Below are 24,006 nucleotides of genomic sequence, written 5' to 3' on the forward strand. Positions count from 1 at the left end.
GCTCATGGTGAGGCCGGCATCACCGCGCGCGCTATTCCCGCGCGATCACCGCGTCGAGCCACGGGCAGTCGAGCGGCGGCACCTTCGGGTCCGCCACCCGCACGCCGCGCGCGGCAGCGGACAGGCGCATGTCGCGCAGCCGCTTGCGCTGGTCGTCGGGCAGGTAGAGGCGCTCGTGGCCCCACAGCGAGGGACCATCGAAGGTCTCGTGCGGCTGCCATGCCGCCGGATCGATGACGCGACCGCCCCAGCCATACTCGATGAAGAAGCCCGACGGCGTGTGGACGTAGAACGACGTCATGTGGTCGTTGGTGTGGCGTCCCAGCGTATAGGCGATGCGGCCGTCGTCGAGCTGCGCGAGGTCGTAGCCCTGGCCGACGTCGTCGAGCGAGCCGACCTCGACCATGAAGTGGTGCAGCGCGCGGCGGCCGGAGCCGACCATGGCGAAGCTGTGGTGCCGACCGTTGACGTGGAAGAAGTACAACTTGTACGGCGTCAGGCCGAAGTCGGAGACATGGAATCCGAGCAGGTCGCGGTAGAACGGCAGCAGCGGCTCGACGTCCTCGACATTGAGCACGACATGGCCCATGCCGAGCGCGCCGGTGCGAAAGCCGGAGATCGGCCGCCCCGGCCGGAACGGTTCGGTGGCGAGCGCCGGAGCGCAGAACGCCTCCAGCGGATTGCCGGCGGGATCGTGGAAGCGGATGAGATCGCCGACGTGGCGTTCGTCAGCGTGCGCGCGTGTGCCGCGCATCACCGCGACGCCATGGTCGTCGAGCCGGCCCGCCAGACGGTCGAGCTCGGCGCGCGTGGGAACCTCCCAGCCCATCACCGCAAGGCCGGCATCCCCGGCGCCATCAACGATCAGCCGCTGCGTGCGATCGTCCATGCGGAACGCGCGCACCTTGCCACCACGGTCGACCTGCTGCATGCCGAGCAGGCCCGTCGCCATGCGCGACCAGTCGTCGAGCTGCGACGACTGGATGCCGACATAGCCGAGCGCCGTGATCTCCATCCGCGTCTCCCGTCCGTTTGAGGCCCGCGACATCGCGGCGCGCCTTGTCTCCGGCGACCCGCCGCAATCCTATACCGCGCCCACGCATCCTGCATTAACATGGCGCCGAACCGGGCTTCGCCGCGACGTCATGACCATATCGGCGCGGCAGCCGCCGGCAAGGAGAGGAATTGCAAGTGTCCAGAGAGCGGACGCCGCCGCCGGGGGCCGCCCCCGCACGGTCGGCCACGGTGCGCGCCTTCAAGCGCGGCCTCGACGTCCTGCACGAGGTCAACCGCTCCGGCGGCATCCGGGCCGGCGACGTGGCGCGCCAGCTCGACCTGCCCCGCCCCACCGTCTATCGCCTGCTCGAGACCCTGGAGGAGCTCGGCTACGTCGCCCGCAGCGCCAGCGACGACCGCTTCCGTGTGACGCGGCGCGCCAGCAGCCTCGGCGACGGCTACGATCCCGGCGTCGTGATCTGCCAGGCGGCCGCGCCCGTGCTGGCGGAGCTGAGCAAGCAACTGGTGTGGCCGGTCGACCTGTCGACCTACGAGAACGCCGCGATGGTGGTGCAGGAGACCACCCATCCGCGCAGCCCGCTGTCGATCGACCGCGGCATGATCGGAAAGCGCCTGCCACTGCTGCGCACCTCCGCCGGGCGCGCCTATCTCGCCGCATGCCCGCCGCGCGAACGCGACGTCATCATCAGCCATTTGCGCCGCATCGACGAGGCCGAGGACCGCGCGCTGCTCGAGGACGGCCGCCTGTCGCGCATGCTGGCGGACACCGCCCAGCGCGGCTACGGCATCCGCAGCGAGGGCGAGTACAATGCGAAGACCTCCAGCATCGCCGTGCCGATCGTGCGCGGCGACGTCGTGTTCGGCTGCATCTCGATCATCTGGATCCGCTCGGCGCTGACGCTGGAGGAAGCGGTGGCGAGCTTCGCCGCGCCATTGCGCGAGGCGGCCGAGTCCATTGCGGTGCGGCCGTAGCCGCCGCGGTCAGACCTCGATCCGCACCGGCAGCGACTTGAGCCCGCGCAGCACGTTGTTCAGGGCGAGCACCGGCTCGCCGATCGTGAAGCGCGCGACCTTCTCCACCAGCACCTCGAGCAGCGCGGCCATCTCCAGCCGCGCCAGATGCAGCCCCGCGCACATGTGCGTGCCGTTGCCGAAACCGAGGTGGTCGCTGGCGCGGCGGCGCACATCGAAGGTCTCGGCATCCGCCCACTTGCGCTCGTCGCGGTTGGCCGAGGCATAGAGCAGCACGGCGCGGCTGCCGGCGGGCAGCGTGACGTCGCCCACCACCGCATCCGCAGCAACAACACGGGTGAAACCCCGGATCGGCGATTCCAGCCGCAACGCCTCGTTGATGGCATTGGGGATCAGCGCGGGATCGCCGCGCACCAGATCCCACTGGTCGGGATGGCGGCCGAACAGCAATATGAGGTTGGCGGTGGCGAAGATGGTGGTGTCGAGGCTCGGGCCGAGATAATCGCGCATCAGCACCGGGCAGCGCTCGGGCTCGACCTCGCCGCGGTCGGCCGCCTGGAAGATGCGCTCGCCCCAGCTGTCCGGCCGCAGCCTGTCGCGGATCGCGGCGCCGCCGAGATAGCTGCGCATCTCCTGCACGTCGGCCATGGCGGCGCTGCCGCGCTCGTTCATGGTGCCGAGCACGTTGAAGGTCGCCGCTGCCCAGCGCAGCATGCTGCCGCGGCCGTAGTCCTCGAGGCCAACCAGTTCCGAGACGATGGTGAGCGGCAGATGCTGGGCGAGATCGGTCACCGCGTCGAAGCTGCCGCGACCGACGAGATCCTCGACCAGCCGCCGCGCCTCGGCGCGGATCTGCGGTTTGACGTCCTCCAGCGCCCGCGGCATCAGCGGCGCGGCGATGATCGCGCGCAGCCGGTCGTGCAGCGGCGCATCGCTCGCCAGCGTGGTGCCGCACGACATCGCGTTGACGGCGTCGTTGGCGGCAACGCCGGCGGCCGACGAGAACACCGCCGGATTGCGCAGTGCCGCGCGCACGTCATCGAAGCGCGCGATGGCGTAGAGCTGGTTCTGCGGCAGCCACACCGCGGCGCCGAGATCGCGCAGCGCGCGGTAGTGCGGATAGGGATTCCGCAGCACATCCGTGCCGTAGAGATCGACGTCATAGACCGGGCAGCCGGCCGCGACGGCGGGCGCGCTGGCGGCGGCTCCATGGGATGCGACCGGACAGGGCATGCGGCGATCCTTCGGTTGAAGCGGCGAACGGCGGCGCGATCAGCGCACCGCCACCCACTCGCCCTTCTCCAGCCGCCCCAGCGTCAGCGCGCTCTGGTCGAGACCCGTGTGGTCGTTCGGGCCGTAATTGTAGACGCCGCGCGAGCCGGCGACCCCCTTGAGGCCTTCGATGGCCGTGCGCAGAGCCTCGCGGAATTCGGGCGTTCCGGGTTCGGCGCTCTTCAGCGCCACGGGCGCGGCATGGTCGAGCAGGACCAGCGCGTCATAGGCCGAGCCGGCGAAGATGTTGCGACTGCCCTCGCCGAACTTGCCTTCGTAGCGCGCAATGAATTCCAGTGCCGCCTTCTTCGCCGGATATTCGTCAGGGAACGAGGCCGCGCCGATCGCCGGGCTGAGCGGCACGAAGATGCCGTTGCCGCTGGCGCCCGTCAGCTTGCGGAAATCGCCGAACGTGGCGCCGAGCGTGCCATAGAGCGGCCCGGTATAGCCCTTGTCGCGCAGCTGCAGCAGCGGCAGCGCCGCCGGCGCGCCGGAGGCGGCGATCAGCACCGCGTCGGGACGCCCGGCGATGATCTTGAGCACCTGCCCGAGCACGGTCTGGTCGGTGCGGGCGTATTTCTCGTCGGCGATGATCTCGATGCCGGCGGCCTTGCCCATGTCGGCGGCGACCTTGCTCCAGGCATCACCATAGGAGTCAGAGAAGCCGATCAGCGCGAGGCGCTTGACGCCGCTGCGCTTCATGTGGGCGAACAGCGGCGTCGCCTCGTGGTCGTCGTTGGTGGTGGTTTTGAAGATCCAGCGCCGCCTGGCGTCGACCGGCGACACCAGCGCGTTGACCGGCGCCATCGAGATCACCGGCACCTTGTATTCGACCGCCGGATCGATCACCGCGAACGAAGCCGGCGTGGTGGTGGGCCCGACCAGCAGGTCGATGCTGCGCTCGTGCACGAGCTTGCGGAACGCCGCCGCCGCCGCGGTGCTATCGGAGGCTTCATCGAGGAAGTGGTAATTGACCTTATGGCCGGCGATCTCCGCCGGCCCGAACGCCGTGCCGTTGCGCTCGGCATTGCCGATCGCGGCCCCCGGCCCGGTGGCCGACAGCACGATGCCGACATTGATGTCGGCGGCGGCCGCCGGCGCGGCCAGCAGCGTCAGTCCCAGCAAGGCACCCAGCAGCGATCGCGGCGTCATCATGTCCTCCCACAGTGTCGTCCCGGGCTTGGTCGCCCTTGTCCCCCGTCAGTAGCCAACCGCGCCGGTCGGCGGGAAGCCCCCATCGCCACGTTGTCCGACTGGCGGACAATGGTTGTCCGGGGTTTGGCTTCCGCCGTACCCTCCTCTATGGGCGAGGCATCGTACGAGGACAGACCGACGACATGAGCGAAACCACCCAGCGCGCGATCATCATCACCGCCCCGGGCGGCCCGGAGGTGCTCACCGAGCGGCCGGACTGGCCGCGGCCGGAACCGCTCGGCCCGGACGATGTGCTGATCGCGGTCGCCGCCGCCGGCGTCAACCGCCATGACTGCAACCAGCGCGCCGCCGGCCCCGCGCGCGAGCCCAATCCGGTGCCGGGCCTCGAGGTCTCCGGCCGCATCGTCGCTGCGGGCGCCCACGTGCCGCCGACCCGTATCGGCGAGGCGGTGATCGCCCTCACCGATGGCGGCGGCTATGCCGAATACGTCGCCACTGACCAGCATCTCGCGCTGCCGCTGCCGCAGGGCTTGAGCTGGATCGAAGGCGCGGCGCTGCCGGAGGCGCTGTTCACCACCTGGCTCAACTTCGTCGAGCTGATGCGCATGGCCGATGGCGACAGCGCGCTGATCCATGGCGGCGGCAGCGGCGTCGGCACCACCGCCATCCAGCTGCTGCGGGCGCTTGGCCACGACGTCTACGCCACCGCCGGCACGGCGGAGAAGCGTGCCGCGGCGCTCACGCTCGGCTGCCGCGCGGTGTTCGACTACAACGATCCGGCGCTGTCGGACGCGATCCGCGCCGCCACCGGCGGACGCGGCGTCGACATGATCCTCGATACCTCGGCTGGCGTGCATATCGGCCATGACCTCGCCGCGCTGGCGCCGGGCGGGCGCCTCTCATTCCTCTCGCCCGGCGGCGGCAAGGAGCTCGGCGTGCCGCTGCGCGCGCTGATGGCGCGCCGCATCAGCCTCACCGGCGCGCTGCTGCGCGGCACGCCGCTGGCGCTGAAGCGCCGCCTCGCCGCCGGCCTGCGCACCCATGCCTGGCCGCTGCTCGGCACCGCGGTGCGGCCGCGCATCGACCGTGTCTATGCCCTGGCGGACGCCGCGAAGGCGCACGCCTACATGGAGAGCAACCGCCACATCGGCAAGATCATGCTCGCCGTCCGCTCCGCGGACAGCTCGGACACGCCGATTGAAGGCGAGAGACGTCCGCGCGACAGATGACCGCATGACCCAAGCCGCCGCCCCTGCCCCCACCTGTGACGTCGCCGTGATCGGATGCGGTCCGGTCGGCGCGACGCTCGCCAACCTGCTCGGCCTGTGCGGCCTGCGCGCCACCGTGCTGGAGCGCGAGGCCAGGGCCTATCACCTGCCGCGCGCCGTGCATTTCGACGACGAGGCGATGCGCGTGTTCCAGACCATCGGCCTCAGCGAGCCGATCCTGCCCCATGTCACCCTCAGCCCCGGCATGCGCTTCGTCGATGCCGAGGGGCGCCTGGTGCTGGACTGGTCGCGCTCAGCCGCGCTGACGCCGATGGGCTGGCATCTCAGCTACCGCTTTCACCAGCCCGATCTCGAGGCCGTGCTCAATACCGGCCTGGCGCGCTGGCCCTCGGTCGATGTGCGCCACCGCTGCGACGTCTACGCCATCGACCAGGACCACGACGGTGTGCGCGTGCGCTACGAGGACCTCGCCACCGGCAAGCTGGAGGAACTGCGCGCCGCCTACGTCGTCGGCTGCGACGGCGCGCGCTCGCTGGTGCGGCGCTTCATCGGCTCGGGCATGGACGACCTCGGCTTCCATGAGCGCTGGCTGGTGGTGGATGTGCTGCTGAAACGCGACCGCAGCGACCTCGGCGACTACAGCATCCAGCATTGCAACCCACAGCGGCCGGCGACCTACATCCGCGGCACCGGCAACCGCCGTCGCTGGGAGATCACCGTGCTGCCGCATGAGGACGCCTTCGCCGTGAGCCAGCCGGCGCGCACCTGGGAGCTGCTGGCGCCGTGGATCACGCCGGACGATGCCGACATCGAACGCGCCGCGGTCTACACCTTCCATTCCACCATCGCCGAACGCTGGCGCAACGGCCGCCTGCTGCTCGCCGGCGACTCGGCGCACCAGACGCCGCCGTTCCTCGGCCAGGGCATGTGCGCCGGCATTCGCGATGCCGCCAACCTCGCCTGGAAACTACAGCATGTCATCGCGGGCCGCGCCGGCGACAATCTGCTCGACACCTACCAGAGCGAACGCGCCCCCCATGTCCGCGAATTCATCGAGCTCGCCATCCGCCTCGGCGGCCTGATTAACACCAAGGCGACGGAGCAAGGCCTCGCCGCCGGTATCGCCCACAAGGATGCGCCGGCGAAGCTCGAAGTGAAAAAGCCGCTGCTCGGCCCGGGGCTCGCCGCCGGTGCGGCCACGCTTACCGGCACCGTCGCGCCGCAATTCACGCTGCGCGACGGCGGGCGCAGCGACGATACCGTTGGCAATGGTTTTGCCCTGCTCGCGGATACCGCCTTTGCCCGCGACATGACGGCGGTCGACCGGGCAGCGCTCGCAACCGCCGCCATCACCGTGCTCGACGGCGCGGACGCGACCGGCCTCGACGACTGGCTCGGCGGGCACGGCCTGCGCGCGGTGCTGATGCGGCCCGACCGCTATGTCCTCGGCGCGGTGCGGCGCGGACACGACACCGAACTTCAAGACCTCGCCGCGCTGCTCACTGCGCTCGATGGCGCCACGCAGGTGCCGACCGCGGCCTGACTTTCATACCCGATCGACGCAACATCCAACACGAGGACTGATCATGAAGCTGCTGTCATTTACCGCGGAAGGCCGCACGAGCTATGGCGCCATCAAGGACGGCGGCGTCGTCGATCTCGGCCGCCGGCTCAAGCCGCGCACCCTGCGCGAACTGCTGGAGAGCGGCGGCCTCGCCGAGGCCGCCGCCGCGCTGCAGGGCGCGGCCGCGGACTTCGCCCTCAACGCCATCACCTATGCGCCGGTCATCCCCGATCCCGCCAAGATCATCTGCGTCGGCCTCAACTACCGCGACCATGTCGCCGAGGTCGGCCGCACCGTCACCGAGAAGCCCGCGCTGTTCGCGCGCTTCGCCACCAGCCAGGTCGGTCACCTGCAGCCGGTGATTCGTCCGCGTGTCTCCGAGCATTTCGACTACGAGGGCGAGCTTGCGCTCGTCATCGGCCGCGCCGGCCGCCACATCCGCCGCGAGGACGCCCTCGCCCATGTCGCCGGTTATGCCTGCTACAACGAGGGCAGCGTGCGCGACTGGCAGCGCCACACAACTCAGTTCCTCGCCGGCAAGACGTTCGACAAGTCCGGCGCGTTCGGCCCGTGGCTGGTCACTGCCGACGAAATCCCCGACCCGTCGAAGCTCAAGCTGGAAACCCGCCTCAACGGCCAGACCGTGCAGAGCACCACCACCGACATGATGATCACCGACGTGCCGGACCTGATCGTCTACTGCTCGACGGTGATGACGCTGCTGCCCGGCGACGTCATCGTCACCGGCACGCCCGGTGGCGTCGGCATGAAGCGCAATCCGCCGCTGTTCATGAAGCCCGGCGACACCGTCGAGGTCGAGATTTCGGGCGTCGGCCTGCTGCGCAATCCGGTGATCGCGGAAGCCGGGTAAGCCGCACCTGCCCTCGAGGCCGCCACGTGGTGCACTGGGCAGGGTGACGGCCGATCTTCAAGACAGCCGCATCAGGCGGCTGTCGACGGCACAGGCCGGAAGCGATGCAGGATGGCGATGGCGTCGGCATCGTCGAGCTGGCGAAAGTCGCGGTAGAACGACCCCACCGCGCCGAAATCGCCCGGCGTCGTCAGGCTGACCAGCGCGTCGGCCATCTGCCGCAGGCTTCCCGCCGCCTCCGGAGACATCACCGGTGCCGCCACGACGACCTGCCGCGGGCGCTGGCGGCGTACCGCTTCGACCGCGACCATCATGGTCGCACCGGTGGCGACGCCATCGTCGACGAGGATCACGGTCTTGCCTCGCAGGTCGAGCGCGGGCCGATCGCCGAGGAAGCGCTGCCGCCGCCGCTGGATCTCGGCGAGCTCGCGCGCGGTCGCCTGCTCGAACGTCTCCGGCGAAATGCCGGCCGAGGCGATGACGGCCTCGTTGTGGACGATCACCGGCGCCGCGCCATCGGCCACCGCGCCCATGGCAAGCTCGGGCTGGCCCGGCAGGCCGATCTTGCGAACCAGGATGATGTCGAGCGGCGCGGCGAGAGCCGCCGCAACCTCCGCCGCCACCGGCAGGCCGCCGCGCGGCAGGGCCAGCACCACAGGATTGGCCCGCTTGAAGGCCATCAGCGCCCGCGCCAGCTTTCGCCCGGCATCCGACCGATCCTGGAACGACATGTCTTGCTCCCTTGCACGCCCAGCCTGAAGACCGCCCGGCTTCCGACCACCGCCGCAGCCGCTGCCACCGATGCGCATGCACGCTCACGCCGCGGCGAGATGCGCCTCGATATCGTCCATCGGATGCCGCGTCAGATCCTTGTTGATCTCGGCCACCACACGGTCCCTGATGTCCGCAGCCAGTTCCTGACGCAGCTCGGCAAGCGTGCGCGGCGGGGCCACGATGACCAGCGCCTTGACATGGCGTTCGCGCACCAGCCGCTCCATCGCCTCGCTGACCCTGCGCACGAACAGGTGCTGCTCGAGCGCGTGCCAGTCGGTCGCCTCCAGCGCGCTGCGCCGGTTGGTCGCCGCGCTCTTGAACGCCCGCCCCGGCCGGTCGGTGCCCTGCTCGTGGGTCGGCGGGTTGTCGTCGGTGAACACCTGCTCGACCTTGAGGTTGAGATAGAGTCCGTCGCCGTCATTGCGAAGAAACAGCGCCTTGTGGCCATCGCCGACGAAGACGAAAGCGTCATGGGGAATCCTGAGCCTGGTCATGGAGCCTCCGGTCTGACAATCGCGCGCGGTCTGACGTGGCAGACGTTCTGTCCTATCAGTCTAGCGCGCCCGCCCAGCCTTGCATTTGACCGACGTCAACGCCGCCGGCCGGCGATTGATCCCGATCAATGACCCGCGGCACGCAAGTGACGACAAGGACGCAGACGACGCGGTGGAGGATGATCATGGTGCTCGACAGCCCCGCATGTCCGCTCACGCCCGATGAAGTCTATGATGCCGGCTATTGGCGCGAGCGCGCCCGCCTCGCCCGCGACATGGCGACGGCTCCAGCCGGACCGGCGGAGCGTCTCGGGCTGCTGAGGGCCGCCGACGCCTATGAGCGCCTCGCGCACTACGCCGACGGCATCGCGCAATCGATCACCGATCTCAAGGCGCGCCTGTCATAGCCCGCGCCCGCGGTTCCGGCGCCAGCCCGTCGCCTCCCCAAGAAAAAGCCCCGGCACCTGACGGGCCGGGGCTGTCGTCTCACGTCCGTCATGGCAGACGTGCGATCCGTCGCGACCTCAGCCGCGCTTGACCTTGGTCAGCGGATGATCCGGCGGATAGGTCGGCGTGATCGGCTTGGGTGAGCCGATCATGACGATCATGATGGCGTCCTCCTCGCCGACATTGATCTCGCCGCGATAGACACCGGGCGGCACCGAGATGCAGTCGCGCTCGCCGAGGATGGTCTCGTAATACTCGCCGTCCTTCTCGACCATCACCTTGATCTTGCCGCGCAGCACGAAGAACACTTCCTCGGCGTCGGTGTGCAGGTGCATCGGCCCCTCGCCGCCGGCGGGGATGATCATGTTCGACAGCGTGAAGTGCTCGGCCGGAATGGTGTTGCTGTCCTTGGCGACGCCGGTGCCGCCGGTACCGATGAAGCGCTTCTGGGCGCGGCGATACTTCGGATCGAAGTCGGCCTGGAACTTGAGCGCGTTCCAGTCATAGGGCCGGTCGGCGACGCGCGCGACGCGGCCCTTCATCCACTCCTCGAAGCTCGCCCCCTCGGGACGATCCCACGACCGCCGCTGCGTCGGCGCCGTCTCTGCCTGGGCCATGTCGATCTCCTGTGTTGGCCTTCAGTATGTTCATATTTGAACATTCTGTTCTAATCGCAATGCTGAGCAATAGGCAGCGTCATGTCAATGTTCAAAACGCATGTCAGTTTATTGACGGCAGCATGATGCATCGTTAGTGTTTCAGTCAGAACGGTACGTTCATATATGAACAGTGAGTTCCGAATGATCGCGCCCCCGGAAGCCCACGTCACGTCCCGCGAACCCGACGGTGTCGAACGACGCCGCGTCGGCGACATCGACGTGCTCATCCGCCCGGGCACGAGCGATGCCTGCCCGCTGCTGCTGTTGCACGGCATCGGCAGCCGCAGCTTTTCGTTTCAGCCGCTGATGCAGGCGCTCGGCACCGCGCGCACCGTGATCGCCTGGGATGCGCCGGGCTATGGCGCCAGCCGGCCGCTCGCCTCCCCATCGCCAGTCGTCGCCGACTACGCGGTATCCGCGCTGGCGCTGCTCGATGCACTCGCGCTGCCCCAAGTGGATCTGCTCGGCCACTCCCTCGGCACCCTCATCGCGGCTCATGTCGCTGCTCATGTCGCTGAGACCACGCCGCAGCGCGTGCGGCGGCTGGCGCTGCTGTCGCCGACGCTCGGCTACGGCGTCGCGCCCGGTGCGCCGCTGCCACCCGCGGTCGCGGCGCGCCCGGTGGAACTTGCGGAACTCGGCGGCGATGCCTTCGCCGGCAAGCGCGGCCCGCGGCTGGTGCACGCCTCCGAACGCAAGCCGAACGCAACGCAGGCGGTGATCGCGGCGATGGCGACCATGACGCTGCCCGGCTACGCCCAGGCCGCCCACCTGCTCGGCACCGGACGGCTGCTCGACGATGTGGCGAAGCTGCGTTGCCCCACCCTCGTCGCGGTCGGCGCCGAGGATGTGGTGACGCCGCCCGACATCGCCCGCCGCGTGGCGCAAGCGCTGCCGCCGCAGGCCGTCACGTCCGCTGGGGCCGTCCTGATCGAAGGCTGCGGCCATGCCGTCTATCTCGAGGAGCCGGCGACGGTCGCCGCGCTGATCGAGCGTCATTTCACCGGGGAGCGGACCTGATCATGGCACGGAAACCCAAAGCAACGTCCAATGGAACGGCGAGGCGCAGCGAGGCGCCGGCTTACGGCATCCCGGCCGTCGAGAAGGCGATCAAGCTGCTGCGGCACATCTCGGAGGGCGAGTCGGTCGCCAATCTCAGCCACACCGCAAGCGCGCTGCGCATCAACCGCACCACCTTGATGCGGCTCATCGCCTCGCTGGAGGCCGGGCGCTTCATCGAGAAGAAGCCCTATGGCCTCGGCTACCAGATCGGCCCCGGGCTGATCGGCGTCGCGGCCCAGACCTTCCTGTCGCGCGACCTCAACCAGACCGCGCTGCCCTATCTCATCACCCTGTCCGAGGAGTTCGGCCTTTCCACCCATCTCGGCATCCTCGAAGGCCGCGACGTGCTCTACCTGCTGCGGCAGGTGCCGCATGTGTTCCGCGCCAGCGCCGTGCGCGTCGGCTCGCGCCTGCCGGCGCACGCCACCAGCATGGGCCGCATCATGCTGGCCTACCTGCCGGAGGCGCAGCTGCGGGCGCTGTTCGACGGCGCCGCCCTCGAAGCCGCGACCGAGCAGACCGTCACCACCATCGACGATCTCGTTGCCGAGACCCGCGCCGCCCGCCAGGCCGGGCTCGCCTGGAGCCATTCGTCCTATGAGGCCGGCGTCGATTCCTGCGCTGCGCCGATCTTCGACCACAGCGGCCTCGTCGTCGCCGCCATCAACATCACTGGCCCCGAGAGCGCGTTCAGCATCCAGGGCGGCAAGCGCGCGCGGATCAGCGAGGCGCTGCGTCGCGCCGCGCTGAACATCTCCGAACGGCTCGGCTACGTGCCGCCGGCCGAACCGCGCGCCACACAGCGAGGTTCGACCGCATGACCAGTCTCCGGCACCGCGGCGGGCGCGACATGACGCTCGGCCTGATCGGCTACGGCACCATCGCCACCGAGTTGCTGGCAACGCTGCAGCGCGAGGTGCAGGCGCCGCTCGCGCGGCTCGTCTGCCTGGCACGCCCCGAAGGCGCGGCCCGGGCCACGGCCCTGCTGGACCGCCACGCCGCCCTCGCCACGGACCGCCGCGTCGTCCACAGGACGACCGATCTCGCCGGCCTCGACCTCGTCGTCGAATGTGCCGGACAGGATGCGCTGAGAGCCCACGGCCCCGCCGTGCTCACCGCCGGCATCGATCTCATCGTCGCCTCGGTCGGCGCACTCGCCGACGATGCCTTCCACACGGCATTGCGCGACGCCGCCGTGCACGGCCACGCCCGCATCCATCTGCCCGCCGGCGCGGTCGGCGGCATCGATGCGCTGAAGGCGGCGCAGCTCGCCGGCCTCGACGACGTGCTCTATCGCGGCCGCAAGCCGCCCGCGGCCTGGAAGGGCACACCCGCGGAAAACCTGCTCGACCTCGATGATCTGGACGGCCCGCGCGTGTTCTTCACCGGCAGTGCGGGCGAGGCGGCCCGCAGCTACCCGAAGAACGCCAATGTCGCCGCGATCGTCGCGCTCGCCGGTCTCGGCTTCGACGCGACCCGCGTCGAACTCGCCGCCGACCCGGCGATCGCGCGCAACGTCCATGAGATCGAATTCCGCTCGCGCGCCGGCACGGTGGCGATCCGGATCGAGAATGCACCGGCGCCGGACAATCCCCGGACATCGCTCGGCACCGCCCACAGCCTCGCCCGCGCGGTTCTGAACGCGACAGCGCCGCTGGTGATCTGAACAACAACGACAGGTGAGGATGGCGCCCCGCGCCACACGACAACAACGCGTAGGAGTGGAGACTGTGCAGATGAAACGATGGCTTGGCGTGATCGTGCTGATGCTGGTGGTGAGCATCGCCTACATGGACCGCATCAACGTGTCCCTGATGATCACCAACACGGATTTTCTGCACACGCTGGGGCTGGAAGGCGACCGCATCGCGCAGGGCCGGCTGATGTCGCTGTTCCTGTTCGGCTACGGCCTGTCGGCCTGGTTCCTGACCCCGCTGTTCGAGGCGCGCTGGAGCGTGCGCGCCAGCCTTCTGATCAGCCTCGTGCTGTGGACGGTGTTCACCGGCGCCTCGGCGCTCACCACCAGCGTGGTGCTGTTTCTGTCCTGGCGCTTCCTGCTCGGCGGCGCCGAGGGCCCGCTGTTCTCCCTCAAGACCATGTACGTCAAGGAGCACTTCGCCGCCCATGAGGTCGGCAAGCCCAACGCGGTAAGCTCGCTCGGCGTCAGCATCGGCCTCGGCGCCGGCTATTCGATCCTGAATTTCCTGATCCAGCACTTCGGCTGGCGGGATTCGTTCTGGGCGCTGGCCGCGCTCAATGTCGTGATCGGCATGCCGCTGGTGATGTTGTTCATTCGGGCGCCGGAGGCTGCCGCGACGCGTCCGGCCAGGCCAAAGCCGGCGGCGCTGTCGCTGATGCTGGCAGCGCTGCGCACCCCGCACCTGTTCTGGATCCTGGTTATCGAGGTGTGCACACTGAGCTACCTGTGGGGCGCCAGCACCTGGCTGCCGTCCTATCTCAAGGAAGCCCGCCACTTCTCGCTGAACGAGATGAGCGTGTTCGCGGGCCTGCCCTTCATCGTCGGCATCGTCGCCGGTGTTATCGGCGGCTCCTTTGTCGATCTGCTGCCGCGCCATCGCGCGCCGCTCGCCTTCGTCATCGGCGGCCTCATCACCGCGGCCTGCGTCACCATGGCGATCATCGCCGCGAACCCGTATGTCGCCGCCACCGCGCTGATCCTTGCCGGCGCCGGCTGGGGCTTCCAGGCGCCGGCGATTCCGACACTGGTGCAGCACGTGGCTCAGGACGGCACCGTCGGCAGCACCTATGGCATCGTCAACGGCGTCGGCAACCTCGTCTCGGCGCTGATGCCGATGGTCATGGGCGCGGCGATGATGGCCGGCAAGAGCGAGAATCTCGGCCAGGGCTTCTGGCTGCTTGCCGGCACGCAGCTGGTCACCGTCGTGTCCGGCGCCGCGCTGCTGTGGCGGCTCGGCAGGCACGAGGCAACCGCCCCCTCGACCGTTCAGCCGGTCTCGGTCGTCAACCCTGGCGGCGGAGGAACGCGGTGATCGACACCGTCTCCCAGATGCCCGCCGCAAAGAACGGATCGGCGTGGTGGAACGTTTCCACCGCCGCACGGTTCGGCGCCTCGATCAGGAACAGGCTGCCGATCATGGTCTGGCCGTCGTCGGCAACCAGCGGCCCCGACATCACGATGCGAATGCCGAACGCCGAGGTGTCGGACAGGAACGCCTTGTGGGCGTCGTAATTGGCCTGCCGGACCGGCAGCGCGCCGGGGCGATCGAGGGCATGGATGATGAACAGCATCGGGACTCTCCGGAAGATCGTGTTGCAGATGTGAAGCCCGCGCGGCAATGACCGCGCGGGAGTCCTTGTCTTTGCAGCCGGACGGCTGATGGCATGGCCGAACCGCTGGTGGCCACGCCTGCGGCGCGGATCACTTGCCGCCGAGCTTGACGGCTTCGTCCCAGGTCGGGCACTTGCGGGTCTCCAGCGGCACGTCGTAGGGCTGGTAGTTCTCCTTCGAGATCACGGTCGGCTTGAGCACGATCTCGGTGATCACCGGCTCGCCGCGCAGCGCGCGGATCGCGATCATGGTGCCGACGCAGCCCTGCACGAAGCCGTTGTAGTCGCCGCTGGCGAGCAGCTTGCCGGCCTTGATGGCGTCGACCGCCTCCTTGGTGCCGTTGACGCCGATCACCTCAGCCTTGCGGTTGGCGCCGTCGAGCGCCTCGATGGCGCCGATCGCCATGGCGTCGTTGGCCGCGAGCACGCCGTCGATCTGCGAGTTGGACTGCATCAGGTTTTCCATCACCTGCAGCGCCTGCAGGCGCTGGTAGTTGGCCGGCTGGGCGGCGACCACCTTGGCGCTGGGATTTTCCTTGAGCGCGTCATAGAAGCCGCGAACCCGGTCGATGTTGGTCAGCGAGCCCTTGACGCCTTCGAGGATCACGACGTTGCCCTTGCCGCCGAGCGCCTTGAGCAGGTGGCGCGCGGTCTCGAGGCCGAGGCTGTAGTCGTCGGCGCCGACGAAGGACACGAAGCGGCCGCCCTCCGACCGGTCGGTGACGTTCACCACCGGGATCTTGGCCTTGTTGATCTCCTCGACGCCCGGCACCATCGCCTTGTAGTCGACCGGGATGAACACGATCGCACTCGGCTTCTTGACGATCACGTCCTCGATCTGGCTGAGCTGCTCGGGAATGCTGTCCGGCTTGGTCGGAATGTAATGCAGCGTCTTGGCGCCGAGCGCCTTGGCGGCGGCGTCCGCACCGACACGGACCGTCTGGAAATACGGATTGGTCTGGTTCTTGGTGAAGACCGCGATGGTCTCGTTGTCGGCGAATGCGCTGCCTGCGGCGGCGGCCGACGCCAGCACAGCCAGAATGGCACAGGTCGTTGTCTTCATGTCGTATTCCCTCTCCAGGCTTTGTTGAGACCGATTGTGGTTATTGCCCGCGGCGGCGCGTCTTCATGTCGAGCCAGACCGCGAGGATGACGATCACGCCGGTGACCAGCGGCTGCCAGCTGGCGCTGACCTGCAGCAGGTTCATGCCGTTGAGCACCAGCGTCAGGATCAACGCGCCGACAAACGTGCCGAACACGGTGCCGATGCCGCCGAACAGCGACGTGCCGCCGATCAGCACGGCTGCGATCGCCGGCAGCGTCAGGCTCTCGCCGATATCCGCCTCGGCGGAGTTCAGCCGCGCCAGGAAGATGATCGATGCCAGCCCCGCCATCAGGCCGGACATGACGTAGACCAGCACGAGGCGCCGCGACACCGGGATGCCCGACAGCCGCGCCGCGACCGGGTTGGCGCCGATGGCGTAGATCTCCTGCCCCCAGGTGGTGCGCTGGGCGAAGATGGTGCCGATGGCGAGAAAGATCAGCAGCAGGTAGACCGGGATCGGCAGGCCGAGCAGGTAGCCGCTGCCGATCTGGCGGAAGCCCGGCGGAAAGCCGTGGATGGTATCGCCGGCCATGTACCAGTAGGTCAGGCCGTGCAGCACCCACAGCATGCCATAGGTAGCGATGAACGACGGGATGCGCAGAGCCGTCACCATCAGGCCGTTGAGCAGCCCGATCACCCCGCCAACGGCAAGGCCCGCCAGCACGCCGAGCACCGGCGAGCCCGTCAGCTTGATCACCGTGCCCGCGAGACATGCCGACAGCGCCACATTAGCGCCGACCGACAGGTCGAGGCCGGCGGTCAGCACCACCAGCGTCAGGCCGGCGGCGATGAAGAACATCAGGCTGGCCTGCCGCAGCACATTGAGGATGTTGTTGAGGTTGAGAAAGGAGTCGCTGAGCAGGCTCAGCGCGACGCAGATCAGGAGCGCCGCCAGCAGGCGGTAGAACACCTGGATGACGTCGTCGGACACGAACGCGCGCGGCGGCGCGGTCATCGGCTTGCTCACATCGGTCATGACTGGCTCCGCAATCCGTCGACAAACAGCGCCACGATCACCAGGATGCCGACACTCGCCACCTGCACCGAGGATGGCAGCGCCAGCAGGTTGAGGCCGTTGCGCAGCACGCCCACGGCGATGACGCCGAGCACGGTGCCGAGCAGCCAGCCGTTGCCGCGCTCGAACGAGGTGCCGCCCACGGCGACGGCGGCGATGGCGTCGAACTCGAGGCCAAGGCCGGCGGTCGGATGGCCGGAGTTCATCCGCGCGGTCATCAACAGGCCGGCAAGGCCAGCCATGGCGCCGCCGATGGCGTAGACGCCGACCAGCAGCAGGCCGGGCGAGCGGCCCGCATAGCGCAGCGCCTCGCGATTGCCGCCAAGCGCGAAGATGTAGGTGCCGAAACGGGTGTGATAGAGCAGCCCGTGGAACGCGAAATAGGTGCCGAGCGCCAGCAGGATCGGCGCGGGAATGCCGGCGATCTCACCGGAATAGACGCTGCGCAGGCCCGCCGGGATGCCGACCACGCTCTGGCCGTCGCTGACGATCAGCGACAGCCCCTGCGCCATGCCGAGCGTGCCGAGGGTGGCGACGAACGGCGGGATGCCGACAAAGGCCACCAGCCAGCCATTGGCGATGCCGAAGGCGAGGCCGACCAGAATCCCTGCACCGAGCGCCAGCACGATCGACTTGGTGGCGACCGCGACAATGGCGACCACCAGCGAGGTGAGCGTCAGCACTGCGCCCATCGACAGGTCGAGGCCCTCGGTCATGATGATCAGCGTCATCGGCAGCGCCAGCATCATCAGGATGGTGGACTGCACCAGCACGTTGGAGATGTTGGGCACGGACAGGAAGCCCGGTGCGATCAGGCCGAACAGCACGACCAGCAGCACGAGCATCACGGCGACGCCGGGAATCCGCTGCAGCGGATTGGCCGGCAGGGCGATCACGGTCTCACGCATGGTGCATCCCCAGCCTCACGATATTTTCCTCGGTCAGTTCGGCGCGCGACAGCTCGCCGGCGATGCGGCCGTCGCGCATCACATAGGCGCGGTCGCAGACGTGGCAGATCTCGGCCTGTTCCGACGAGATCATCAGGGCCGCCGCCCCTTCCGCCACCAGGCGGTCGATCAGGGCGAAGATCTCGGACTTGGCGCCGACGTCGATGCCGCGGGTCGGCTCGTCGAACATGAACAGCTTGGCATCAGCGGCGAGCCACTTGCCGATCACCACCTTCTGCTGGTTGCCACCGGACAACAGCCCGACCGCCTGCTTGGCGCTGGGCGTCGCGATGCGCAACTGCTGCACCAGACCATCCGCGGTGCGGCTGGCCGCGCCGCGGTCGAACAGTCCGCTCGGGAACAGCTTGCGCATCGCCGCGACCACGAGGTTGTCGCCGACCGAACGCAGCAGCGCGAGACCTTCGGTCTTGCGGCTCTCCGGGATCAGCGCGAGACCGAGCCGCGCCGCCTCGTCGGGGCCGCCGGTCTTCTCACGCCCCTCGAAGATGATCTGGCCGGCTGTGGCCTTGTCCGCGCCGAAGATCGCCCGCACCACCTCGGTACGCCCCGCGCCGACGAGGCCGCACAGGCCGACGATCTCGCCGGCCCGCACGGTCAGGTTGATGTCGGAGATGCCGGTCGATGCCGACAGGTTCTTGACCTCCAGCACGACGCGGCCGGGCTCGGTCGCGAAATTGCGGGGGTAGCTCATGTCGACATTGCGGCCGACCATCATCCGCACCAATTGGTCCGGCGAAGCCTCGCCCGGCAGCACCTCGTCGATGCGGCGGCCGTCGCGCAGCACGGTGATGCGGTCGCCCATGGCGAACACTTCCGCCATGCGGTGGGAGATATAGATGATGGCGACGCCGTCCGCCTTCAGCCGCGCGATCAGCGCGAACAGCAGCTCCGACTCGCGGTCCGACAGCGCCGCCGTCGGCTCGTCCATCACCAGGATGCGGGCGTTCTGGCTGATCGCCTTGGCGATCTCGACCATCTGCTGCTGTGCGACGCCGAGCTTCTCGACCTTGATCGACGGATCGATGTCGAAGCCGATCATGTCGAGGATGCGCTTGGCATCGGACAGAATGCGGCGGCGATCGATGGTGCCCGGCAGCGGCCCGGCCGGCTCGCGACCCAGAAAGATGTTCTGGGCGATGCTGAGATAGGGAACGAGCGAGAACTCCTGGAAGATCACTGCAATGCCGAGACGCTGGGCATCCGCCGCCGAGACGATCTCGACCTTGTCGCCCTTGGAGTAGAACTCGCCGCGGTCAGCGCGGTAGGCGCCGCACAGCACCTTCATCAAGCTGGACTTGCCGGCGCCGTTCTCGCCGAGCAGCATGTGGACCTCGCCCGGCCACACCGCAAACGACACGTCGTCCAGCGCCTTGACGCCGGGAAACTCCTTGCTGATGCCGCGCAGCTCGAACAGCGGCGCCGCCGGGCGGGCGGCCTGCGCCGCGGCCGCTGGAATGGCTTCGGTCATGACCGCATCTCCTTGGCCGGTGTGAAGATCTTGCCGGGATTCATCAGGCCCGCGGGATCGAGCGCCGCCTTGAGGCTGCGCATGACATCGACGGCGTCGCCGTGCTCGTCCTGCAGGAACGCGATCTTGCCGGCGCCGATGCCGTGCTCGCCCGTGCAGGTGCCCTCCATGGCGATGGCGCGCGCCACCATGCGGCTGTGCACACCCTTGGCGCGGGCGACCTCGTCGGCGTTGTCCGGGTCGATCAGGATCAGCATATGGAAGTTGCCGTCGCCGACATGGCCGACGATCGGCCCGACGAGGCCGCTGGCCTCGACATCCGCACGGGTTTCGACCAGACACTCGGCCAGCTGCGAGATCGGCACGCAGACGTCGGTGATCATCGCCCGCGCACCCGGCTTCAGGCTCATGCCGGCGTACAACGTGTTGTCGCGGGCATGCCACAGGCGGGTGCGGTCCTCGGCGGCGCGCGCCCACTGGAAGCCCTGGCCACCATGGTCGGCGGCAATCGCCTCGGCGAACTCCGCCTGCTCGCCGACACCGGCGTCAGTGCCGTGGAATTCGAAGAACAGCGTCGGCGCCTCGCGGTAGCCGAGTTTGGCGTAGCCGTTGATGCCGCGCATCATGACGTCGTCGAGCAGTTCGACGCGTGCCACCGGAATGCCGGACTGGATGATGCTGATGGCCGTCTCGACGGCATCATGCAGCGTCGGAAAGCTGCACACCGCGGAGGAGATCGCCTGCGGCCAGGGATGCAGCTTGAGCGTGATCTCGGTGATGACGCCGAGCGTCCCCTCGGCGCCGACGAACAGCCGCGTCAGGTCATAGCCGGCGGAGGACTTGCGGGCGCGGCCGCCGGTGCGGATGATCCGCCCGTCGGCGAGCACGACCTCCAGCGCCATGACATTGTCCTTCATGGTGCCGTAGCGCACGGCCATCGTGCCGGATGCGCGGGTCGAGGACATGCCGCCGATGGAAGCGTCCGCGCCAGGGTCGATCGGGAAGAACAGGCCGGTATCGCGCAGTTGCGCATTGAGCTGCTTGCGGGTGATGCCGGGTTGCACCACCACGTCCATGTCCTTGTCATGAACCTTGAGGACGCGGTTCATGCGCGCGAAGTCGAAACACAGCCCGCCTGACAACGCGGCGGCGTTACCCTCCAGCGACGTGCCGGCGCCGAACGGCACGATGGGCATGCCGACGCGCGCGCACAGCCGCACGATCTCCGCGACCTCCTGCGTGGTCTCCGGAAACACCACGACGTCCGGCGGCCGGCTGGCGTGATAGGCCTCGCTGCGGCCGTGCTGCTCCAGCACGCCGCGTGCGGTGGTCGCCCGCGGCCCGACCATCCGCGTCAGGCTGTCGAGCAGGCTCGCAGTATCGAGCGGCAATCCCATGTCACCCTCCCGTGTGCGGCGCCGGACTCTTGCGTGGTCCGTAGGCCGGTGATGCCGTCAGCGCGAGCCACCCGGCTTCAGTCCGAAATCGTAGTTGAGATGGTAGAACGGCGCGTCCATGTGCCGGCCATCGGGCGCGGTCCCCCGCTCACGGCGCACGAACTCGCGGATCAGGCTGTCCTTGACGCCGAACACCACGTCCGAGTCGAGATACTTGTCGCCAGCCACGAACACATGGGTCACCAGCTGTTCATGGCCCGGCGCCGAGATCATGAAGTGGACATGCGCCGGCCGCCAGGGATGGCGGCCCTGCGCCTCCAGCATCTGCCCGACCGGGCCGTCATGCGGAATCGGATAGGCCGCCGGCTTGATCGACCAGAAGTGGAAACGCCCGTTGTCGTCGGCGTGAAAGCGCGCGCGCATCGCGAGATCGCCGATCTTCTCAAGCTGCTGCACGTCGTAGTAGCCGTCGTCGTCGGAGTGCCAGACGTCGATGGTCGCGCCGGCGAGCGGCTTGCCATCGGGTGACGACACCGAGCCGGTGACCAGCAGCGGCTCGCCTTCCAGTCCACCGGAGATATCCTCGCCCAGCGCCTTGTCGGGCGCGGCCTGCACGTAGAACGGGCCGAGCACCGTGGTCTCGGTCGCGCCCTCCGGCTGCGGATGGTTGATGGCGTCGACCAGCATCGACACCCCCAGCGCGTCCGACAGCAGGATGAATTCCTGGCGCTTGTCGTCGCACATGTGGCCGGTGCGGGTCAGGAAATCGATGCCCTGCTCCCACTCCTTCTGGCTTGGCCTAACTTCGCGCACGAAGGCATGGAGATGGCGCACCAGCGCCTCGCTGATCTGCTTGATGCGGGGATTGCTGGCATCGCTGATCCGCGCGAGCACGGCGTCGGTGATGGTATTTTCGTTAAAGTTCCGCATGGCCCCTCCGGCGTCGGGCTGGCTGTCAGATTTTGGGCTCGTCGAGCCCCGACAGGCGCTCGACATGACGAACGGTGGCAATGAAGTCGGTCTCGCCGTCGCCCTGGGCGACCAGCGAGCCGTAGGTCTCGCGCACCTGGGCGGCGAGCTGCAGCGGCACGCCGACGCTGTGGCCGGCGGACAGGATCAGGTCGAGATCCTTGGCCATCTGCCGGCAGGAGAAGGTCGAGAGGAAATCGCGCGTGCGCAGCGGCGCGGTCTTGTACTTGACCATCGGCGAGGCGATCGCGCTGTCGTCGAGCACCTGGAGGATGTCCTGCCAGGCAATGCCGCCCTTGCGCGCCAGCGCGAGGCTTTCAGCCATCATGCCCGCGGACACCGCGATCATCAGGTTGACCGCGAGCTTGGCGAAGCGGGCTTCCTCGGCTTCGCCAAGATATGTCTGCGCCCGGGTGATGGCCGCAAGCAGCGGGCGAACCGCCTCGAACGCGGCCTTGGGTCCGGACACGAAACAGGTCAGCGCGCCGGTGTGGGCGATGCTGGCGTTGCCGGACACCGGCACGCGCAGGTAGACGATGCCGCGCCCTTGCGCGGCGGCGGCGGCCTCCGCGGAAATCTCCGCGCTCACCGTGCTGGTCTCGATCAGCACCGCCCCTGAAGGCATTGTCTGCAGCAGGCCGCCATCCGCAAGCACGGTGGCGCGCAGCGCCGCATCATCCGGCAGCGAGGTGAAGACGACGTTGCGGCCGGATACTGCCTCGGCCGCGGACGCGGCCGGCTGGATGCCCTGCGCCTGTCCGGCGACAAGCCGCTCGCGGCTGGGATCATAGCCGATGACCGGGTGGCCGGCCGCGACAAGGCGCGCCGCCATCGGCAGTCCCATCTTGCCGACGCCGATCCAGGCGATGGAGGTGGTGGTGGTGGTCATCGGTCAGTTCGCCCGCTGTTGAGTTTCGATTCCGCGCACCAGGCGTTCGCCCGACTGCGCCAGTTGCTGCTTGAGACCATCGAGGCCGGCGATCAGCAGCCGGCCCTCGCGCTTTTTCCAGACGCCGTCGATCATCACGGCCTCGATGTTGGCGAGGCTCGTCTGCATCACCACGGTGGCGACGGGGTCGTGCACCGGAAACAGGTTGAGGGCATCGGCGTCGATGATGACGAGGTCGGCGCGCTTGCCCGGTGTCAGTGAACCGATCTCGCCGGAGCGGCCGAGCATGCGGGCGCCTTCCACCGTGATCCAGCGCAGCGCCTCGCGTGCGGGGATCGTCGTCTCGTCTGGGATCGTCCCGGTGGCTTGCCGCGCCGCTGCATTGTCGAGCGCCCGCTGGGTCGACAGCGCCACCCGCGCGGCGCCGAGCAGATCGCCGGGCAGCACCGATTCCAGGTCGACGCCGATCGACGGCCGCGCGCCGAGCTTGAGCAGCCGGCCGGTGATCGGAAAGCCATGGCCCTGGATCATCTCGTTCTCCGGCGTCACCGAGAACGACACGCCGAGATCGACGAAGCGGCGCAGCAGGTCATCCGAGAGGTCGTTGCCGTGCACGACATTGACGCCGTCCCACACCAGCCCTTCGGCGATCAGCGTCTCCCAGCCGCCCGGCGTCTTCGCCGCGCCGCCGCCCTGATGCATGGAGGCGATGAGACCAAGCTCGCGCGCCATGCGGAAGTCGTGCCGGGCGACGTCGAGGGTCGAATAATGCGGGCCGAGGATCGCAAGACCGAGGCTGACGAGGCTGTCGCGGGCTGACAGCGGCCCGGCGAGCAGGCGCTCGACCTCCGCGCGCGGATGCGGGACTTCGGAGAAATGCGGCGCGCCCGGCTTCGGCTCGGGCTTGGGCGAGCCATGGAAGAAGGCGGCGCGGATGCCGCTTGCCAGCAGCGCGCGCACGGCGGCATCGGTGTGCGCCGGCGTCGGGTTGTTGTGGCACCAGTCGACCAGGGTCGTGGTGCCCATGTTGATCTGGTTCAGCGCGCCGACCAGCGTCGCGATATGGATATCCTGCGGCGTGAACAGCGTCGCGAGGCCCGCATGCATGCGGCGGAAATAGGCCAGCAGCGTCCAGTTGGCGGCGTAGCCGCGCAGCGCCGTCTGCCAGGTGTGCATGTGGGCGTTGATGAGCCCGGGGATGACGATGCGGCCGCGGCCGTCCACCACCTCCGCGTCGGCGGCGGTGATCCCCGGCCGGATATCGGCGATGCGGCCGCCATCGATCAGGATGTCGGCGCCGGCAAGGTCGCCGAGCCGATCATCCATGGTGATGACGGTCGCGGCCTTGATCAGGGTGCGCGTCATGACCG

At 68.8% G+C, this 24,006-nt stretch carries 24 protein-coding genes; 9 read left to right on the forward strand and 15 right to left on the reverse strand.

Annotation, left to right across the window (positions count from 1 at the left end; all coding sequences use genetic code 11):
• Window positions 1-31: 31 nt before the first annotated feature.
• On the reverse strand, window positions 32-1,015 hold the full coding sequence (locus tag AB4Z37_RS09170) for a VOC family protein (protein ID WP_441516398.1): 984 nt from the start codon (window positions 1,013-1,015) through the stop codon (window positions 32-34).
• A 176-nt stretch (window positions 1,016-1,191) separates the two neighbouring features.
• On the opposite strand from AB4Z37_RS09170, the gene AB4Z37_RS09175 reads away from it, so the two are divergent.
• Window positions 1,192-1,989, forward strand: a complete 798-nt coding sequence (locus AB4Z37_RS09175) for a DNA-binding transcriptional regulator (RefSeq protein ID WP_441516399.1) — start codon at window positions 1,192-1,194, stop codon at window positions 1,987-1,989.
• 9 nt (window positions 1,990-1,998) lie between these two features.
• On the opposite strand, the gene AB4Z37_RS09180 is transcribed toward AB4Z37_RS09175, so the two are convergent.
• A complete protein-coding gene (locus AB4Z37_RS09180) occupies window positions 1,999-3,222 on the reverse strand; it encodes a cytochrome P450 (RefSeq protein WP_441516400.1) in 1,224 nt (407 codons plus the stop codon).
• A 39-nt stretch (window positions 3,223-3,261) separates the two neighbouring features.
• Window positions 3,262-4,413 (reverse strand): ABC transporter substrate-binding protein, encoded by a 1,152-nt coding sequence (locus AB4Z37_RS09185; RefSeq protein WP_441516401.1) that lies wholly within the window; start codon window positions 4,411-4,413, stop codon window positions 3,262-3,264.
• Window positions 4,414-4,598: 185 nt separating this feature from the next.
• Here AB4Z37_RS09185 and AB4Z37_RS09190 point away from each other — a divergent pair, with 185 nt between their 5' ends.
• Genes AB4Z37_RS09190 through AB4Z37_RS09200 form a run of 3 tightly spaced genes read left to right on the forward strand, consistent with a single transcriptional unit; the run spans window position 4,599 to window position 8,080 of the window.
• On the forward strand, window positions 4,599-5,645 hold the full coding sequence (locus AB4Z37_RS09190) for an NAD(P)H-quinone oxidoreductase (protein ID WP_441516402.1): 1,047 nt from the start codon (window positions 4,599-4,601) through the stop codon (window positions 5,643-5,645).
• A 4-nt stretch (window positions 5,646-5,649) separates the two neighbouring features.
• Window positions 5,650-7,188 carry a bifunctional 3-(3-hydroxy-phenyl)propionate/3-hydroxycinnamic acid hydroxylase MhpA gene (gene mhpA / locus AB4Z37_RS09195; RefSeq protein WP_441516403.1) on the forward strand — a complete coding sequence of 513 codons (1,539 nt, stop codon included), beginning with the start codon at window positions 5,650-5,652 and terminating at the stop codon, window positions 7,186-7,188.
• A 43-nt stretch (window positions 7,189-7,231) separates the two neighbouring features.
• The gene (locus AB4Z37_RS09200) at window positions 7,232-8,080 is read left to right on the forward strand and encodes a fumarylacetoacetate hydrolase family protein (RefSeq protein ID WP_441516404.1); all 849 of its coding nucleotides are present in this window, start codon (window positions 7,232-7,234) and stop codon (window positions 8,078-8,080) included.
• A 71-nt stretch (window positions 8,081-8,151) separates the two neighbouring features.
• On the opposite strand, the gene AB4Z37_RS09205 is transcribed toward AB4Z37_RS09200, so the two are convergent.
• Together AB4Z37_RS09205 and AB4Z37_RS09210 are read right to left on the reverse strand one after the other, a co-directional pair.
• Window positions 8,152-8,811 (reverse strand): phosphoribosyltransferase, encoded by a 660-nt coding sequence (locus AB4Z37_RS09205; protein WP_441516405.1) that lies wholly within the window; start codon window positions 8,809-8,811, stop codon window positions 8,152-8,154.
• A gap of 84 nt (window positions 8,812-8,895) precedes the next feature.
• Window positions 8,896-9,348, reverse strand: coding sequence for a baeRF12 domain-containing protein (locus tag AB4Z37_RS09210; protein ID WP_441516406.1), 453 nt, complete (start codon window positions 9,346-9,348; stop codon window positions 8,896-8,898).
• A 185-nt stretch (window positions 9,349-9,533) separates the two neighbouring features.
• Here AB4Z37_RS09210 and AB4Z37_RS09215 point away from each other — a divergent pair, with 185 nt between their 5' ends.
• Entirely contained in the window at window positions 9,534-9,755 is a 222-nt protein-coding gene (locus AB4Z37_RS09215) for a hypothetical protein (RefSeq protein ID WP_441516407.1), read from the forward strand.
• Window positions 9,756-9,872: 117 nt separating this feature from the next.
• On the opposite strand, the gene AB4Z37_RS09220 is transcribed toward AB4Z37_RS09215, so the two are convergent.
• Entirely contained in the window at window positions 9,873-10,412 is a 540-nt protein-coding gene (locus AB4Z37_RS09220; protein ID WP_441516408.1) for a cupin domain-containing protein, read from the reverse strand.
• Window positions 10,413-10,595: 183 nt separating this feature from the next.
• Here AB4Z37_RS09220 and AB4Z37_RS09225 point away from each other — a divergent pair, with 183 nt between their 5' ends.
• The 4 genes from AB4Z37_RS09225 (at window position 10,596) to AB4Z37_RS09240 (ending at window position 14,527) form a co-directional block, all read left to right on the forward strand.
• Window positions 10,596-11,474, forward strand: a complete 879-nt coding sequence (locus AB4Z37_RS09225; protein ID WP_441516409.1) for an alpha/beta fold hydrolase — start codon at window positions 10,596-10,598, stop codon at window positions 11,472-11,474.
• Between the two features lie 2 nt (window positions 11,475-11,476).
• A complete protein-coding gene (locus tag AB4Z37_RS09230; RefSeq protein ID WP_441516410.1) occupies window positions 11,477-12,337 on the forward strand; it encodes an IclR family transcriptional regulator in 861 nt (286 codons plus the stop codon).
• Window positions 12,334-13,182, forward strand: a complete 849-nt coding sequence (locus AB4Z37_RS09235) for an aspartate dehydrogenase (RefSeq protein ID WP_441516411.1) — start codon at window positions 12,334-12,336, stop codon at window positions 13,180-13,182. Before AB4Z37_RS09230 ends, AB4Z37_RS09235 begins: the two co-directional genes overlap by 4 nt.
• Before the next feature lie 70 nt (window positions 13,183-13,252).
• Window positions 13,253-14,527 (forward strand): MFS transporter, encoded by a 1,275-nt coding sequence (locus tag AB4Z37_RS09240; RefSeq protein ID WP_441516412.1) that lies wholly within the window; start codon window positions 13,253-13,255, stop codon window positions 14,525-14,527.
• On the opposite strand, the gene AB4Z37_RS09245 is transcribed toward AB4Z37_RS09240, so the two are convergent.
• The 9 genes from AB4Z37_RS09245 to AB4Z37_RS09285 form a co-directional block, all read right to left on the reverse strand.
• On the reverse strand, window positions 14,499-14,786 hold the full coding sequence (locus AB4Z37_RS09245) for a YciI family protein (RefSeq protein WP_441516413.1): 288 nt from the start codon (window positions 14,784-14,786) through the stop codon (window positions 14,499-14,501). The two genes, AB4Z37_RS09240 and AB4Z37_RS09245, sit on opposite strands and share 29 nt — an antisense overlap.
• Window positions 14,787-14,916: 130 nt before the next feature.
• A complete protein-coding gene (locus tag AB4Z37_RS09250; protein WP_441516414.1) occupies window positions 14,917-15,888 on the reverse strand; it encodes a sugar ABC transporter substrate-binding protein in 972 nt (323 codons plus the stop codon).
• 40 nt (window positions 15,889-15,928) lie between these two features.
• Window positions 15,929-16,906, reverse strand: coding sequence for an ABC transporter permease (locus AB4Z37_RS09255; protein ID WP_441516415.1), 978 nt, complete (start codon window positions 16,904-16,906; stop codon window positions 15,929-15,931).
• Window positions 16,903-17,853 (reverse strand): ABC transporter permease, encoded by a 951-nt coding sequence (locus AB4Z37_RS09260; RefSeq protein WP_441516416.1) that lies wholly within the window; start codon window positions 17,851-17,853, stop codon window positions 16,903-16,905. The genes AB4Z37_RS09255 and AB4Z37_RS09260 overlap by 4 nt, the downstream gene beginning before the upstream one ends.
• Window positions 17,846-19,381, reverse strand: coding sequence for a sugar ABC transporter ATP-binding protein (locus tag AB4Z37_RS09265; RefSeq protein ID WP_441516417.1), 1,536 nt, complete (start codon window positions 19,379-19,381; stop codon window positions 17,846-17,848). The genes AB4Z37_RS09260 and AB4Z37_RS09265 overlap by 8 nt, the downstream gene beginning before the upstream one ends.
• Complete coding sequence (locus AB4Z37_RS09270; RefSeq protein WP_441516418.1) at window positions 19,378-20,778, reverse strand: FAD-linked oxidase C-terminal domain-containing protein; 1,401 nt, start codon at window positions 20,776-20,778, stop codon at window positions 19,378-19,380. The genes AB4Z37_RS09265 and AB4Z37_RS09270 overlap by 4 nt, the downstream gene beginning before the upstream one ends.
• 57 nt (window positions 20,779-20,835) lie before the next feature.
• Window positions 20,836-21,708 (reverse strand): intradiol ring-cleavage dioxygenase, encoded by an 873-nt coding sequence (locus tag AB4Z37_RS09275; RefSeq protein ID WP_441516419.1) that lies wholly within the window; start codon window positions 21,706-21,708, stop codon window positions 20,836-20,838.
• 25 nt (window positions 21,709-21,733) lie between these two features.
• Window positions 21,734-22,636, reverse strand: a complete 903-nt coding sequence (locus AB4Z37_RS09280) for an NAD(P)-dependent oxidoreductase (RefSeq protein ID WP_441516420.1) — start codon at window positions 22,634-22,636, stop codon at window positions 21,734-21,736.
• 3 nt (window positions 22,637-22,639) lie between these two features.
• The gene (locus AB4Z37_RS09285; RefSeq protein WP_441516421.1) at window positions 22,640-24,001 is read right to left on the reverse strand and encodes an amidohydrolase family protein; all 1,362 of its coding nucleotides are present in this window, start codon (window positions 23,999-24,001) and stop codon (window positions 22,640-22,642) included.
• Between the last annotated feature and the right edge of the window lie 5 nt (window positions 24,002-24,006).

Source organism: Bradyrhizobium sp. 2TAF24 (assembly GCF_052115025.1).
GTDB lineage: Bacteria > Pseudomonadota > Alphaproteobacteria > Rhizobiales > Xanthobacteraceae > Bradyrhizobium_A.

Excerpts from the sequence above, each read along its gene's own strand:
- AB4Z37_RS09190 (WP_441516402.1), top strand. The coding sequence starts at position 4,599 with ATGAGCGAAACCACCCAGCGCGCGATCATCATCACCGCCCCGGGCGGC.
- AB4Z37_RS09200 (WP_441516404.1), top strand. The coding sequence starts at position 7,232 with ATGAAGCTGCTGTCATTTACCGCGGAAGGCCGCACGAGCTATGGCGCC.
- AB4Z37_RS09235 (WP_441516411.1), top strand. The coding sequence starts at position 12,334 with ATGACCAGTCTCCGGCACCGCGGCGGGCGCGACATGACGCTCGGCCTG.
- AB4Z37_RS09180 (WP_441516400.1), bottom strand. The coding sequence starts at position 3,222 with ATGCCCTGTCCGGTCGCATCCCATGGAGCCGCCGCCAGCGCGCCCGCC.
- AB4Z37_RS09250 (WP_441516414.1), bottom strand. The coding sequence starts at position 15,888 with ATGAAGACAACGACCTGTGCCATTCTGGCTGTGCTGGCGTCGGCCGCC.
- AB4Z37_RS09265 (WP_441516417.1), bottom strand. The coding sequence starts at position 19,381 with ATGACCGAAGCCATTCCAGCGGCCGCGGCGCAGGCCGCCCGCCCGGCG.
- AB4Z37_RS09225 (WP_441516409.1), top strand. The coding sequence starts at position 10,596 with ATGATCGCGCCCCCGGAAGCCCACGTCACGTCCCGCGAACCCGACGGT.
- AB4Z37_RS09215 (WP_441516407.1), top strand. The coding sequence starts at position 9,534 with ATGGTGCTCGACAGCCCCGCATGTCCGCTCACGCCCGATGAAGTCTAT.
- AB4Z37_RS09185 (WP_441516401.1), bottom strand. The coding sequence starts at position 4,413 with ATGACGCCGCGATCGCTGCTGGGTGCCTTGCTGGGACTGACGCTGCTG.
- AB4Z37_RS09260 (WP_441516416.1), bottom strand. The coding sequence starts at position 17,853 with ATGCGTGAGACCGTGATCGCCCTGCCGGCCAATCCGCTGCAGCGGATT.
- AB4Z37_RS09230 (WP_441516410.1), top strand. The coding sequence starts at position 11,477 with ATGGCACGGAAACCCAAAGCAACGTCCAATGGAACGGCGAGGCGCAGC.
- AB4Z37_RS09245 (WP_441516413.1), bottom strand. The coding sequence starts at position 14,786 with ATGCTGTTCATCATCCATGCCCTCGATCGCCCCGGCGCGCTGCCGGTC.
- AB4Z37_RS09285 (WP_441516421.1), bottom strand. The coding sequence starts at position 24,001 with ATGACGCGCACCCTGATCAAGGCCGCGACCGTCATCACCATGGATGAT.
- AB4Z37_RS09255 (WP_441516415.1), bottom strand. The coding sequence starts at position 16,906 with ATGACCGATGTGAGCAAGCCGATGACCGCGCCGCCGCGCGCGTTCGTG.
- AB4Z37_RS09240 (WP_441516412.1), top strand. The coding sequence starts at position 13,253 with ATGAAACGATGGCTTGGCGTGATCGTGCTGATGCTGGTGGTGAGCATC.
- AB4Z37_RS09205 (WP_441516405.1), bottom strand. The coding sequence starts at position 8,811 with ATGTCGTTCCAGGATCGGTCGGATGCCGGGCGAAAGCTGGCGCGGGCG.
- AB4Z37_RS09170 (WP_441516398.1), bottom strand. The coding sequence starts at position 1,015 with ATGGAGATCACGGCGCTCGGCTATGTCGGCATCCAGTCGTCGCAGCTC.
- AB4Z37_RS09210 (WP_441516406.1), bottom strand. The coding sequence starts at position 9,348 with ATGACCAGGCTCAGGATTCCCCATGACGCTTTCGTCTTCGTCGGCGAT.
- AB4Z37_RS09280 (WP_441516420.1), bottom strand. The coding sequence starts at position 22,636 with ATGACCACCACCACCACCTCCATCGCCTGGATCGGCGTCGGCAAGATG.
- AB4Z37_RS09270 (WP_441516418.1), bottom strand. The coding sequence starts at position 20,778 with ATGGGATTGCCGCTCGATACTGCGAGCCTGCTCGACAGCCTGACGCGG.
- AB4Z37_RS09220 (WP_441516408.1), bottom strand. The coding sequence starts at position 10,412 with ATGGCCCAGGCAGAGACGGCGCCGACGCAGCGGCGGTCGTGGGATCGT.
- AB4Z37_RS09275 (WP_441516419.1), bottom strand. The coding sequence starts at position 21,708 with ATGCGGAACTTTAACGAAAATACCATCACCGACGCCGTGCTCGCGCGG.
- mhpA (WP_441516403.1), top strand. The coding sequence starts at position 5,650 with ATGACCCAAGCCGCCGCCCCTGCCCCCACCTGTGACGTCGCCGTGATC.